The following is a 13,468-nucleotide window of genomic DNA, read 5'->3' on the forward strand; positions in this document are numbered from 1 at the left end:
GATGAACATGCATAACGCTTCCTGGGTGCGCCAGGAGCTGGTAGCCCCATCGCCAAGACCCGGCGGCCAGGGCGGTGTGCTGGCCTGGATGAGAAAGAACCTGTTCAACGGCTGGCTCAGTACCTGTCTGACGTTGGTGTCCGTATTTGTCGTCGCTTGGCTTGGGCTGGCGGTCGCACCATGGCTCGGCAACTCCATCTGGAGGGCGAACTCGCTCACCGAATGTCGTCAACTCTTGGGTGATGCGCCCGGCGCGTGCTGGGGCGTCATCCGCGACCGGTGGCCACAGCTTCTGTTCGGCTTTTTTCCCGCGCATCTCTACTGGCGACCAGTTCTGGCTTTCGTGCTGCTCTTTGCGGCGCTGGCACCGATCCTTTTCCGTGGGGTGCCCCAGCGTCTGCTTACATTTACAGCCCTCTATCCCGGTCTCGCCTATTGGCTGATCTGGGGTGGGAGCCTCTGGTTTCCGGTTGCCGTCTATCTGGGCTTTGCGCTTGCCGCTCTGGTCTTCGCTTGCGCGGCACGCACCGGCCAGGGGCTCGCCGTCGGCATCGCCATCCTGAGCGCGGCGCTCTGGTGGATCTATGCCGTCCAGCCAGTCTCGTCGGGCCTCAACATCGCCCTTCCCATGTCGCTTGACGCCGTCGCCTCCCGCGACGTCGGCGGGTTCCTGCTGTCGATCATCATCGGCGTGACCGGCATTGCCATGTCGCTGCCGCTTGGGATTTTGCTCGCACTCGGGCGTCGCTCCAGCCTGCCGCTCATCCATCTGATGAGTGTCACGTTTATCGAGTTCATCCGCGGCGTGCCGCTGATCACGCTTCTGTTCACCGCTTCGTTGTTGCTCAACTATTTCCTGCCGCCCGGCACGAACTTCGACCTGATCCTGCGCGTGGTGATCATGGTGACGCTCTTTGCCAGCGCTTATATGGCCGAGGTCGTTCGCGGCGGTCTGGCCGCGCTACCGAAAGGCCAGTACGAAGCGGCGGAAGCGCTCGGCCTCGACTACTGGAAATCCCAGCGGCTCGTCATTCTGCCGCAGGCGCTCAAGATCTCGATCCCCGGCATCGTCAATTCCTTCATCGGCCTCTTCAAGGACACGACTCTCGTCATGTTCATTGGCCTGCTCGACCCGATCGCCCTCGCCGCAGCCATCCGCGCCAATACGAACTGGCAAGGGATCTACTGGGAACTCTTCATCTTCATCGGCGCCGTGTTTTTCGTCTTCTGCTTCGGCATGTCGCGCTACTCGATGTATCTCGAACGCCGGCTGAAAACGGACCATCGGTAGGAGGATCGCACAATGACCAACACCGTGATGAAAACGACGTCCTTCCACGACGACCCGCTCAGGCTTGCAGATATTGCCGTCGAAATCGCGGCCATGAACAAGTGGTACGGCGAGTTCCATGTGCTTCGCGACATCGATCTGACCGTGCGGCGTGGAGAGCGCATCGTCATTTGCGGACCGTCCGGTTCCGGCAAATCGACGATGATCCGCTGCATCAATCGGCTCGAGGAACATCAGTCCGGCAAGATAGTCGTCGACGGCATCGAACTGTCCAATGACCTGAAGAAGATCGAGGAAGTCCGTCGCGAAGTCGGGATGGTGTTCCAGCACTTCAATCTCTTCCCGCACCTGACCATCCTTGAGAACTGCACCCTCGCCCCGATTTGGGTCCGCAAGGTGCCGGAAAGGGAGGCCAGGGATCTCGCCATGCACTTCCTCGAGAAGGTGAGGATCCCCGATCAGGCGCACAAATATCCGGGCCAGCTCTCGGGCGGGCAGCAACAACGCGTGGCGATCGCCCGGGCGTTGTGCATGAAGCCCCGCGTCATGCTGTTTGATGAACCGACTTCGGCCCTCGATCCCGAGATGATCAAGGAGGTGCTCGATACCATGATTGCGCTCGCCGACGAGGGCATGACCATGCTCTGCGTCACCCACGAAATGGGGTTTGCCCAGGCTGTCGCCGACCGGGTGATCTTCATGGATCAGGGGCAGATCGTTGAGGAGAACGAGCCCAGGACATTCTTCGGCGCGCCACAGTCGGAACGCACGCGCATGTTTCTCGGCCAGATCCTCGGGCATTGAAACACTTTGCGGAAGGTGAACATGCGGGAAGGGCCGCCAATCGAAAGGGTCGTGTCTTAGGAAGCATTATGAGCAATGCTCATGGATCGATGAATTACTGCCACTTATCGCAATAATGATGTCGTGATATTTGCCTGAGGCGCCGGTGGGCCCTGCAGGATGTGATGTCCGGTGCATTGAAGGACGATAGCCCGCAACGGCGTCGCCTTCAAAGGGAACGTGCCCAACCCCAACGGTTTAGCGCGTGGCTGTTGTGGATCCTGATCACCCTCCGGCAGGAACAACAAGGGAGAAGAACAATGTCGGCATCGTCGGCTGAACGCGAGAAGGTAATCCTGGCCTCGGTGATGGCCGCCAATACCAATCCGGGCTGGCTGACCAGCGACCGCGTCGAGGCACTGACCGGCGGGCATGGCATGCTCAATATTCCGGTCGTCGCGGTCTGCAATGTCATCGCTACCGAACTGCGTCGCGGCATCAGCCCCGAGGTCAAGTTCGCCGACGCCGTACGCCAGCCGATAGACGATCTTCTAGCCAAGGCCATCGGGATGGCCAAGGCAGCGGGTGCAGATGGCGCGAATGCGGCGCTGATCGCCGCAACACTGCTCTATCTCTGCGGCGCCAATGCTCAGGTCGGCATTCCGGCTGGCAACCGGAAGCTCGGCTCATCAGCACGGATGATCGCAGGCGTCAGCCGTTCGGGTCTTGCTGCCGTGCCGACGGCGAAGATGAACAATAAGATCTCCGGCTTCGCCGCCGTTGCCGCCGTCTATGACGCGATGATGAAGGGCGAGCTCTCCCCGATCCAGGGTCGCGACATCCCGGAAGGTGTGGGTGGCGGCGTGATGGTCGGCCACGGTGCCCTTGGCGAGGACTTCATCTTTCCCGGCATGGCCGAACGGGGCGCAGCCGTCGGCACCAAGGCGATGATGGATGCCATGTCCGGCGCCGGCATGCCCAGCCAGAAGTTCCTCTCGGCACTGTTCGGCGCTGCTGCCATCCTGGAGATTATCCACCCGGACGCGGATGTGGCGGAGGAATACGGTCCTTACGGCAAGGTCACCAGCGCCTTCGTCGCCGGACGATCCGCCGTTCGCACTGCCGGTCTGCCGGAAAAACTGCATGTCCGCATTACCGGAAAGGAGGTTGAGACCGCGAGGTTGATCGGTGATCTAGGCCTCATCCTCAAGGATATCGGCGGCCCGACCGTCATTGGTATCATGGCGCTCGATGAAATCATCTCGGTGTTCGAGGAGGGCATATGCGGTGGCGGCGCCGGCCCGGTCAATCCGCCGCTCGGCCACATCTGCGGTGACGCGGTCATCGCGCTCATGTGTCTGTTGCAGGACGGCTCGACCGAACTGAGTGTGGCGCATGCCCTGCGGAAGCGGCGCCTAGGCTTCAGCTTCGACCCTGAAACCGCGATGGTGGCGATGAACATCGTTGCCCGCAAGGCGACGCAGATTTGCAATGGACCGGTCACCGATGCGCTGATCATGTCATCCACCCCGATGGTCACCAAGGCGCTCCATGCCCGCGCGGCACGCAGCTATGACGATCTCATGGCAGGTAAGTCCGTCGGCGACATCGTCCGTGCCATGGACGAGGAGCGCCAGCTTCTAGTGGAGACGCGTGGATCGGAATTCCTGAGCAGGGTGAAGGGCACCAATATCAAGGTTCATTTCACGAAGATTGACAAGGGTGCGCGGCGCTCAAGCAAGATGGCGGCGCGCTGGCTTGCCTTCGATCCGGCGCTCGACGCCGAAGTCACCGTTGGCGACCAGACAATCCATATAGAAGGCATCATCGACACCGTCATTCCCGAGGTCGCGCAGGGGATCGGCAAGGAACGCGCCCCCTTCCTGACGACGCTTGCCCCGATCGCCAGCGAATTGCTGCTCGCGGGCAATGTGATCATGAACGTCACCATCCCGGCCGTGGTCGCGGCCGCGATGGGCAAGATGAGCGCTTCGGATGCCGCGAGCGAAGCGCAATCGGCCGGACTGATTTCAGCCGGCATCCCCGGCACCAAGGCCAAGGCCGAGGCCGCCGCACTGGTCGCGGTCGAAACGATGGCGCTCTGATGGCATCCGACGTCATCCTCCTGATGGCCCAGATCGACGACGCGCCCGGCGAACTGCTCGGGCACGTCATCGAGAAGATGACCGAAATGGGCGCCAAGAATGTCCAGCTCCTTCCCAGCCTCGGCAAGAAGGGACGCCCGTCCTATGTCCTGCTGGTCGACATCAAGGCTGAAGACGAACCGGAATTCGCCGGCCTTCTGGTCGGCGATCTTGGAATCTGGGGCTATCGGATTCTTGATTCCCAGCACAAACACTTCGACATCAGGCGTTATCGAACCCAACTTCAACTCATGTGGAGCGGCGGCGAACAAAGCTTTCCACTGCGCCTCAAACGCATCCTGAACGAGGGCGTGTTCATGCGGGCCAAAGCCGAGCATGATGACCTTGTGGCGATTGCAGAGCAGATGAAGGACCGTCTGCCGATATCGATCGCGGTCCTGAAGGCAGCGATCGAGACCGCCGTCGGATCGGAGGAACCTGGCGAGACCCTGGGCGTCGACCTGTCCGCGTGGCAGCTTTCGGAACGATGAAGGAGTTGGGTCTCATGCATATCCATCTTGATGTCCTCGGCGGCATTGCCGGCGATATGTTCGTCGCCGCGATGTTGGGCGCATGGCCCGAGCTGGCTGACACCGTAGAGACGAACCTACGTCTGGCCGGCCTGGAGGCGGACGTGCAAGCCGCTTTCCTGGCTCACGACGACGGCGTGCTGACCGGCAGCCGCTTTGACGTAAGAAACGTCGGCTCCGAACAGGAGAATCCTCGTGCTCACGCCGATCACCATCATCGCGGGCACGGAGATGTCCACCATCATGCTCACGACCATGGCCATCATCACGAACATGACCACCAAGGACACGATCACGGTCACCACCACACCCATTGGCGCGACCTTCGCGCCATGCTCGATGGCAGCGCGTTGCCCGAGGACGTGAAGCGTGCAGCCATTGCCATCTTCCAGGAGCTCGCTCAGGCCGAAGCTGCGGTGCATGGCACAGATGTCGACGACGTGACCTTTCACGAAGTCGGCAACTGGGATTCGATTGCCGATATTGTGGCGGCAGCGACGTTGATCGAGGCCGTAGGCGCCGAAAGCTGGTCGGTCGGATCGCTGCCACTTGGACGCGGCTGGGTGGAGACCGACCATGGCCGGCTGCCCGTTCCAGCTCCCGCTACGACGCTGCTGCTGCGCGGGTTCGCTTTCCATGACGACGGCCGCCATGGAGAACGCGTCACACCGACGGGCGCGGCGATCCTGCGCTATCTTGCGCCTTCGTCCGGTACCGGCCCCTCCCCCCGTGTGCTCGATCGCACCGGCATCGGCTTCGGCACAAGGCGCCTTCCCGGCATGAGCAATGTGCTGCGCGTGCTGGCCTTTTCGAATGAAGCAGCCCAGCAACAGGTCGGCGTCATCCAGTTCGAGATCGACGACCAGACCGGCGAGGAACTGGCGGTCGCCCTCGACCATATTCGCGCGGCCGACGGCGTCATCGACGTGACCCAGACGCCGACGTTCGGCAAGAAGGGCCGCATTATGGCCTCGGTTCAGGTTCTCGTGCGCCCCGATGCGATCGACGTGATCGGCCTGCTCTGCCTCCGGCAGACGACGACGCTCGGCCTGCGCAGCCGGATCGATACGCGCACGGTCCTGCCGCGGCGAGCGGTGACGACCACCGACGGCATAAGGGTGAAGCTTGCCGACCGGCCCGGCGGGCCGACGGCCAAAGCGGAAATGGACGACGCGCAAACCTTTGATCAGAGCCACAAAGCTCGCGCCGAGTTGCGCCGCCGGGCCGAGGCCGAGGCGCTGGAGCAAAAGGCATGACCACAACAGAAAGCTTAATCGCCCGCCTCAATGCCGTGTTCGACAGCGCCCGTCCGGCTGCCATCGCGGTTTCTGGCGGAGTCGACAGCATGACGCTCGCCTTCGTGGCCCATCGTCGGATGTGCGCTGATGTGACCATGTTCCACGCCGCCTCGGCCGCCGTTCCAGTGAGCGCCACGCAGCGGGTCAAAGACTATGCAGTCCTCCATGGCTGGGACCTGCGGATCATCAATGCGGGGGAGTTTGCCGACGAACGCTATCTCGCCAATCCCTCCAACCGTTGCTTCTTCTGCAAATCAGATCTCTACGGCGCCCTGTCGTCGCTCTCGGACGCCCAGCTCTTCTCCGGAACGAACACGGACGATCTCGGCGACTGGCGCCCCGGCCTCAAGGCGGCCGAGGCCAACAGCGTGCGCCATCCGTTCGTGGAGGCCGGCATGTCCAAAGCTGATGTCCGGGCGATGGCGGCCGCGCATAATCTTGCCGATCTCGCCGAACTGCCTTCGGCGCCCTGCCTTTCGAGTCGCATTGAAACGGCTCTCAGGATCGAACCGGAGATCTTGCAAGCCGTGGACGAGGTCGAGATGCTGCTGCGGCGCGAGCTCTCACCGGACACGGTCCGTTGCCGGGTGCGGCAGGCCGGCGTGGTTGTCGAACTGGATGAACCGACGCTGTCGCAACTCTCGGACGGCAGTCGCGCGCGCCTGGCGAGCCGCATTTCAGAGGCTTTCGGAGGCTCAAAGCCGGTCGACTTCCAGGCATATGCCCGCGGCAGCGCTTTCTTGCGGGAGCGAAATGCATGAGCGAAGAAGTGCGGCTGGATTTCCAGCGCCCGGAGCGCGTGGGCTTCGATGAAGCGATACTCTGCGCCCGGAAATCCGATGCGCAGCTTGCCACGATCATGGACCACGTGCTGGAGCGCGGCACGCGGTGTCTGTTGACTAGGCTCGAGGCGGAGGTCTTCGGCCGCATCGCGCCCGCCTATCTCGAACGATTGGACTACGATCCAATCTCCCGGACAGCATACTTGAACTGGAACCCACCGGCCGAACAGGAAGCGCCCCAGATCGCAGTCATATCGGCCGGCACTTCCGACATGCCGCAAGCGGCCGAGGCCATACGCACGCTGACCTATCTCGGCGCGCCGACGAAACAGTTCATCGACATCGGCGTGGCAGGTCTGTGGCGGCTCCTGGAGCGGGTCGAGGAATTGCGGACCTTTCCCGTCATGGTGGCCGTCGCAGGCATGGACGGCGCGCTTCCGAGCGTCCTGGGCGGTCTCGTGCCGGGTCTCATCATCTGCCTGCCGACCTCGACCGGTTACGGCGTTTCCAATGGAGGCGAGACTGCCCTGCATGCTGCACTGGCCTCGTGCGCGCCGGGACTGACGGTCGTCAACATCGACAATGGCTACGGCGCGGCCTGTGCCGCGTTTCGCGCTCTCAACATGATCCGCCAAGCGGCGGTCCAAGAGCGCGAGGTACGTTCGCATGCGTGGCCTTTTCGATGACCAGCCCTTTTGCGCCAAAACGAACATTGCCACTGTCCATGCCTTTGGTCGCGGCTAATATCCTGGAAAGGGACTTGGACCTCTCTCCGATAGGCCCACCCTGCTTGGCACGCTCTTGATCGCCTATGTACTGGGTGTCCGTTATGCATTTGACGTCAATCATTTTGTGGCGATCGAGAACCTCGGCTCAGCGCTCGTCAGGAACGTTCTCGGGAGTTCGATCGCCTCGATTGCCATCTATCGCATGAACGGACATCATAGGATTGGGCTATTTCGTATTCGTCGGCCATGGCGAAGAGTCCGCTCCGCGCCACAATCCGGCTTGCGAATTCGATGATGCCGCTCGTGCAGGCGGAACGGGTTTCCACGTAGCGATCATGGCGACGACGTCTGCCGACCTTTCAAGCGGCCGACCCGAATTCCGTCTCTGATGATGGGCCGACAGCGGCACGCACTTCTCTCATATCGATCGATGAACATGCCGGTTCGTTTGCTTTTCAGCAGCCGAATACATTTGTCAATGCACGGTCAATAGCGTCGGTGATGCGGTCGACATCGTTGGACGTCGCGACCAGAGCCGGCGACAGGCATAATGTGTTATTGAGCCCATTTAAAGAACGGTTTGTCGCGCCAATGATAACCCCTTGGCCGAGGCAATCCGCGACGACGGCCTGGACCAGCTTCTCATCCGCCGGTTCTCTGGACTGTCGATCGGCAACGAGTTCGGCACCGCAGAAGAGGCCCTTACCGCGCACATCGCCGATCACACTGTGCTTTTCCATCAGTGCGTTGAGGTTCGCCAAGGTTCGCTCGCCCATGCGCGTGGTGTTCTCCAGCAGCCCTTCATCTTCTATGATCCGCATGTTTTCGAGAGCTGCGACTGGTCCGGCCGTGCAACCGCCGAACGTCGAGATATCACGGAAATAGCTCATCGAATCCTGCGGCGCGTCCTTAAACATCTCGAAGACGCGTTCAGTCGTGACCGTGCAGGAGATCGCCGCATAACCCGATGCCACACCTTTTGCCATCGTCACGATATCCGGCTTGATGTCGTATTGCTGATAGCCGAACCACGAGCCCGTGCGGCCCAAGCCGCAGACCACCTCGTCAATGATGATCAGAATCTCGTGTTTCCGGCAGATCTCCTGGACGCGTTGCCAATAGCCTTCGGGCGGCGTAATGACCCCACCACCCGCAGTCACTGGCTCAAGGATAATCGCGCCGATTGTATCCGGTCCTTCACGTCGGATTACCTCCTCGATAGCATCCGCGGCCCGTTCGCCATACTTTTCGACATCCCATTGTTTGCGGTATTCGAGGCAGTGCGGAACCATGATGAAACCATCAGGATAGGGACCATATTGCTCGGCCCGTTGCGGTTGGCCAGACGACGCGAGCGTTCCGATGGTCGTGCCGTGATAGTCCCGTTCGCGGTAGAGGATCTTCCACTTCTTGCCGTTGTGATGGCGCGCAGCGATCTGCCGAACCATCTTGAAGGCTTTCTCGTTGGCCTCAGAACCCGAGTTCGAATAATAGACGCGGGCCAAGCCCGGCATTTTTTCGATCAGCTTCTGTGCGAAGAGTGCTGCAGGCACATTGCCGGCCGCCCCGGCGTAGTAGTTCAGTTTGATAAGCTGGTCGCGCACAGCATTGGCAATGCTCTCACGTCCATAGCCGACATTGACCGTCCAGACGCCACCGGAGACGGCGTCGAGATATTCCTTGCCATTCGCATCCCAGAGCTTCAGGCCCCTCCCCTCGACAAACACCCTTGGATCGGCAGTTTCATACTGTTTGTGCTGGCTCAGATGATGCCAGACATGCTCGCGGTCGGCGGCAACCACGTGAGAAAGGTCGTTTTGCTTCAGGTTGAGGGACATGGAAGCCTCCGTGCTTCGTTCGAGCGATGAGTCCAATCGAGGCCGCTGCCCCAACTGCATTGGTCAGGCGACCGCTTGTGCGCCAGTGATTTCCACCAGCGAGCCGCACATGAAGGCAGCTTCGTCGGAGGCCAGAAAGGCGACGACAGCCGCGACCTCTTCGGGCTGGCCGATGCGGCCGAACGGCACGAGCTTGTCGAGATCCGCGATAGTACGGCCGGAGCGCTTTACCCCTGCCTCGAGCATGGGGGTGTGTATTTCGCCGGGGCAGACAGCATTGACACGGATCTTGTATGGTGCGTAATCGCGGGCAAGGTTCTGCGTAAAGCTTGCCACCGCCGCCTTCGTCACGTTGTAGGCGATATGGTCCGGCGCCGGGTGAAGACCCCATTGCGACGCGGTGTTGACGATCGCGCCGCCGCCGGCCTCGATCATATGCGGAAGGGCCGCCTGACAGAGGTGGAACATCGCGTCGACGTTGACGGCAAAGCTCAGACGCCAGTCGTCCGGCGTCAGCGAAAGCAGACTGCCACGACGGTTGATGCCGGCATTGTTGCAGAGGACATCGATACGTTCTTCGGCTGCCATGATGTTGTCCACGATGGCCAGGCAACCGCTGGGGGTGGAGATGTCACTCGCAAAGGCTCGCGCCTTGCCGCCCTTCGCCACGATCTCTCCTGCCGTCGCATCTGCTCGCTTGCCGTCCATGTCGGTGACGATGACGTGCGCACCCTCGGACGCAAAGCGCGCGCTGATTGCGCTTCCGATACCACCCGCACCTCCGGTCACAACGACAACCTTATTTTTGAAGCGCATGGATCTACCTCAGATAGCTGCCGCCGTTCATGTCCAGCACCGCGCCGTTGAGCGATACCTGCCAAGGTCGGAAGGCGAATGAAACGAGTTCACCGATCTCATCGGGTTCGGCGAGCCGACCGACGGGGATGCCGGCGAGCGCAGCTGCTTCGCCGTGTTCGGCGATATACGCTCCAGCCATGTCGGTGCGTACCCAGCCGGGGGCCAGAGCCACCGCCGTCACGCCCTCATGTCCGTGGCTTTGTGCAATCGATTTGGTGAGGTTGATCAGAGCAGCCTTCGAAGCGCCGTATGCCATGGAGCTGGAGGCGTAACCGCGCTGACCTGCACGGCTCGCGATGTTGATGATCCGTCCGCCGCAATGCCTGCGGAAATGACCGATTGCAAGCTTCGATAAATCAACGGCCGCCAGGAAATTGACCCGCATTTCACGCGCCCAAACCTGCTGCCATTCATCCATCGACGCATCCACGGAGACCTCAGAGCGAATGCCGGCGTTGTTGACCAGACCTGTCAGCTTGCCGGCAATGCCTATGGCCCGATCCCAGAGGGTCGCGGGGCCCTCGAGGGCCGCTAAGTCCGCCTGTATACACGAGCCTCGCCCGTTCAGTGCCCTGACCAGCGCCTCTGCGGCGGCCTGATTTCGACTATAGTGAACAACGACATTCGCACCATCGGCCACGAGCGCGCGGCAGATCGCCTGACCAATGGCACCGGTCGCACCGGTCACGAGGATGGATTGGCCAGACAAATTCATAGCTCACCCACCTGCGGGCCCCAGGTGTCCGAGAGGGCAAAGCCTTCTGCGAAACTGTCCTGCGGATCGAGCCGCAATTGCTGACGGCCGAAGACATAGCCTTGCCCGGTAATCCGGGGCAGAACGGCAGGATGACCTCCGACCATCGTCTCGCCAAGAATTTCGGCGGTAAACTCGCCACCAATAATGCTGCGCGAGATTCGTTTGTCGCCGGTCTTGGCCTGACCTCGCGCATGCAAGATTGCCAAATTGGCCGACGAGCCCGTGCCGCAGGGCGATCGATCCACCCTGCCCGGCTTGAGCGTCGTGCAAGTGACGACTGAGCCATCCGGCTGATAGTCGCGGAACATCACATAGGCGATCTCGTTCAGGCCGGGAATTTCCGGATGCTCTACCTTGACCTGCTCCGCCAAAAGCGCCTTGATTTCGGTGCCCGCCTCCGCAAGCGCACGGGCCGATTCCGGCACGATCTTCAGCCCGACCTGATCGACGTCGATCTGCGCATAGAAGACGCCGCCGAAGGCGATATCGCCAATGATCCGGCCCCACTTCGGTGTCTCGATGACGACATCGAGCTGATGGACGAAGGCCGGGACGTTGTCGAGGCTCACCGACAGGCAGCGGCCGTTTTCGCACCGCGCCCGAGCGACAATCAGCCCGGCCGCCGTGTCAAGCCGGACGATGGTTTCCGGCTCCGTCATCACGACGCGGCCGGTTTCCAGAAGCGCGGTCACCACGCAGATGCAGTTGGAGCCCGACATCGGGTGAGCACGATCCGGCTGCAGCACGATGAAAGCTGCATCGGCATCCGGCCGGGTCGGTGGCAGAAGCAGGTTGGTCGTGTGGACCACCTGGGCGCGCGGCTCGCGCGTCAAGAATAGCCGCAGGGTCGGATCCACATTGTTCAGATGGTTCAGCTTGTCGAGAATGGTTGCGCCCGGAACATCGGGCGCGCCACCGAGGAGAACATTGCCGCTTTCGCCCTGGCAATGGACAAGAAGGATATCGAGCGCCTTGTCGAAGGTCATTTCAGATACCATCCCCAAGGCTCATCGCTCACGAGGCGAGTGATCTGCTTGGTCTCCAGATAGTTGTCGAGGCCCCAGCGACCGAGTTCCCGGCCGGTGCCGGACTGCTTGTAGCCGCCCCACGGCGCCTCGGTGAAAGTCGGCTGCGAGCAGTTGATCCACACGATGCCGGCGCGCAAAGCGGCCGCGACGCGTTCGGCGCGCGCGTCGTCGTCCGACATGACCGCAGCGGCAAGGCCGAAACGGCTGTCGTTGGCAAGGTGGATCGCCTCGTCCTCCGTCTCGAAGGGACGGATGCAGACGACGGGGCCGAAGATCTCCTCGACCCAAGCATCGCTGTCGAGCGCCATGTCGGTGAGGATCGTCGGTGCGACCCAGAAACCTCTGTTAAATCCCTCGTGCTTGCCGCCGCAGGCGACCGTCGCACCCTGCTCGACGGCGCGATCGATGTGACGCAGGACATCCTCGTACTGGCCCTTGTTGACGAGCGGGCCGAGCAGCGTGCCTTCGTCGAGACCGTTGCCGATCTTGATCTTCTTCGCTTCCTCGATCAGCCGCTCCAACAGCTTCGGGTAGAGAGGCGCTTCGACAAGAACTCGTGAGGTGGCCGAGCAGACCTGGCCCTGGTTCCAGAAAATGCCGAACATGATCCATTCGACGGCCTTCTCGATGTCGCTGTCGGCGAAGACGACGAAGGGCGACTTGCCGCCAAGCTCGAGGCTGATGCGTTTGATATCCTTGGCGCCAGCGGCCATGATGCGCGAGCCGACCGGGCCGGAACCGGTGAAAGCGACTTTGTCGACTTGCGGGTGATCGACGAGCGCCTGGCCGACGACCGACCCCTTGCCGGACAGGATGTTCAAGACGCCCTTCGGCAGCCCGGCGGCCTCGGCGATCGCGCCAAGCTCCAGCGCCGTCAGCGACGTGGTCTCGGCGGGCTTCAGGATCATCGTGCAGCCGGCCGCAAGCGCGGGCGCGACCTTCCACGAGGCCATGAGCAGCGGATAGTTCCAGGGAACAATGGCGACGGCAACGCCGAGCGGCTCGCGCACGGCCTTCGAGACGAAGCGCGCATCGGCCAGTTTGACCTCCTCGACCTCGCCATCCAGTTCCTCGGCAAGATCGGCATAAAAATCGAAACAGCCGGCTGCGTCTGCCAGGTCCCATTCGGATTCAGGTAGCGGTTTGCCGTTGTCACGGGTTTCCAGGCGCGCCAGTTCCGGCAGACGGTCGCGGATCCCTTGCGCCATAGCGCGCAGATATTTTGCGCGCTCCTTGCCGGAAAGACGCGGCCAAGGCCCGTTATCGAAGGCCTCGCGGGCCGCCTTCACGGCCGCCTCGGCCTCGGCCGCACCGGCGGCGGGAATATGGTGAAAGACCTCTTCGGTTGCCGGATCGATCACCGGGAGCATGGTTCCGTCTGCAGGCGCGACCCACTGGCCATCGATGAAAAGCTTGTTCTGCATGCTATCC

At 61.8% G+C, this 13,468-nt stretch carries 12 protein-coding genes; 7 read left to right on the forward strand and 5 right to left on the reverse strand.

Annotation, left to right across the window (positions count from 1 at the left end; genetic code table 11):
* Nucleotide 1 precedes the first annotated feature (1 nt).
* From H4I97_RS18740 to larB, 7 genes are all read left to right on the forward strand, one after another.
* The gene (locus tag H4I97_RS18740) at nt 2-1,291 is read left to right on the forward strand and encodes an amino acid ABC transporter permease (RefSeq protein ID WP_182308381.1); all 1,290 of its coding nucleotides are present in this window, start codon (nt 2-4) and stop codon (nt 1,289-1,291) included.
* A 27-nt stretch (nt 1,292-1,318) separates the two neighbouring features.
* Entirely contained in the window at nt 1,319-2,095 is a 777-nt protein-coding gene (locus H4I97_RS18745; RefSeq protein ID WP_182308984.1) for an amino acid ABC transporter ATP-binding protein, read from the forward strand.
* A gap of 299 nt (nt 2,096-2,394) precedes the next feature.
* A complete protein-coding gene (locus H4I97_RS18750) occupies nt 2,395-4,179 on the forward strand; it encodes a hypothetical protein (protein WP_182308382.1) in 1,785 nt (594 codons plus the stop codon).
* Nucleotides 4,179-4,709: a nickel pincer cofactor biosynthesis protein LarC2 gene (larC2, locus tag H4I97_RS18755; RefSeq protein ID WP_182308383.1), complete on the forward strand. Its 531-nt coding sequence runs from the start codon at nt 4,179-4,181 to the stop codon at nt 4,707-4,709. The genes H4I97_RS18750 and larC2 overlap by 1 nt, the downstream gene beginning before the upstream one ends.
* Nucleotides 4,710-4,723: 14 nt before the next feature.
* Nucleotides 4,724-6,004, forward strand: a complete 1,281-nt coding sequence (gene larC, locus H4I97_RS18760; protein ID WP_182308384.1) for a nickel pincer cofactor biosynthesis protein LarC — start codon at nt 4,724-4,726, stop codon at nt 6,002-6,004.
* Nucleotides 6,001-6,807 (forward strand): ATP-dependent sacrificial sulfur transferase LarE, encoded by an 807-nt coding sequence (larE, locus tag H4I97_RS18765; protein ID WP_182308385.1) that lies wholly within the window; start codon nt 6,001-6,003, stop codon nt 6,805-6,807. The genes larC and larE overlap by 4 nt, the downstream gene beginning before the upstream one ends.
* Entirely contained in the window at nt 6,804-7,514 is a 711-nt protein-coding gene (larB, locus tag H4I97_RS18770; protein WP_182308386.1) for a nickel pincer cofactor biosynthesis protein LarB, read from the forward strand. Before larE ends, larB begins: the two co-directional genes overlap by 4 nt.
* A gap of 497 nt (nt 7,515-8,011) precedes the next feature.
* Here larB and tpa read toward each other — a convergent pair whose 3' ends face one another.
* The 5 genes from tpa to H4I97_RS18795 all read right to left on the reverse strand — a co-directional run bounded on the left by tpa (nt 8,012) and on the right by H4I97_RS18795 (nt 13,461).
* Nucleotides 8,012-9,394 (reverse strand): hypotaurine--pyruvate aminotransferase Tpa, encoded by a 1,383-nt coding sequence (tpa, locus tag H4I97_RS18775; RefSeq protein ID WP_182308387.1) that lies wholly within the window; start codon nt 9,392-9,394, stop codon nt 8,012-8,014.
* A 63-nt stretch (nt 9,395-9,457) separates the two neighbouring features.
* Nucleotides 9,458-10,210: an SDR family NAD(P)-dependent oxidoreductase gene (locus tag H4I97_RS18780; RefSeq protein WP_182308388.1), complete on the reverse strand. Its 753-nt coding sequence runs from the start codon at nt 10,208-10,210 to the stop codon at nt 9,458-9,460.
* Nucleotides 10,211-10,214: 4 nt separating this feature from the next.
* Nucleotides 10,215-10,967 (reverse strand): SDR family NAD(P)-dependent oxidoreductase, encoded by a 753-nt coding sequence (locus tag H4I97_RS18785; RefSeq protein ID WP_182308389.1) that lies wholly within the window; start codon nt 10,965-10,967, stop codon nt 10,215-10,217.
* Nucleotides 10,964-11,995, reverse strand: a complete 1,032-nt coding sequence (locus H4I97_RS18790; protein WP_182308985.1) for a proline racemase family protein — start codon at nt 11,993-11,995, stop codon at nt 10,964-10,966. The genes H4I97_RS18785 and H4I97_RS18790 overlap by 4 nt, the downstream gene beginning before the upstream one ends.
* Entirely contained in the window at nt 11,992-13,461 is a 1,470-nt protein-coding gene (locus H4I97_RS18795) for an aldehyde dehydrogenase family protein (RefSeq protein WP_182308390.1), read from the reverse strand. The genes H4I97_RS18790 and H4I97_RS18795 overlap by 4 nt, the downstream gene beginning before the upstream one ends.
* Nucleotides 13,462-13,468: the final 7 nt, after the last annotated feature.

It is taken from the genome of Ciceribacter thiooxidans, assembly GCF_014126615.1.
Taxonomy (GTDB): Bacteria; Pseudomonadota; Alphaproteobacteria; order Rhizobiales; family Rhizobiaceae; genus Allorhizobium; species Allorhizobium thiooxidans.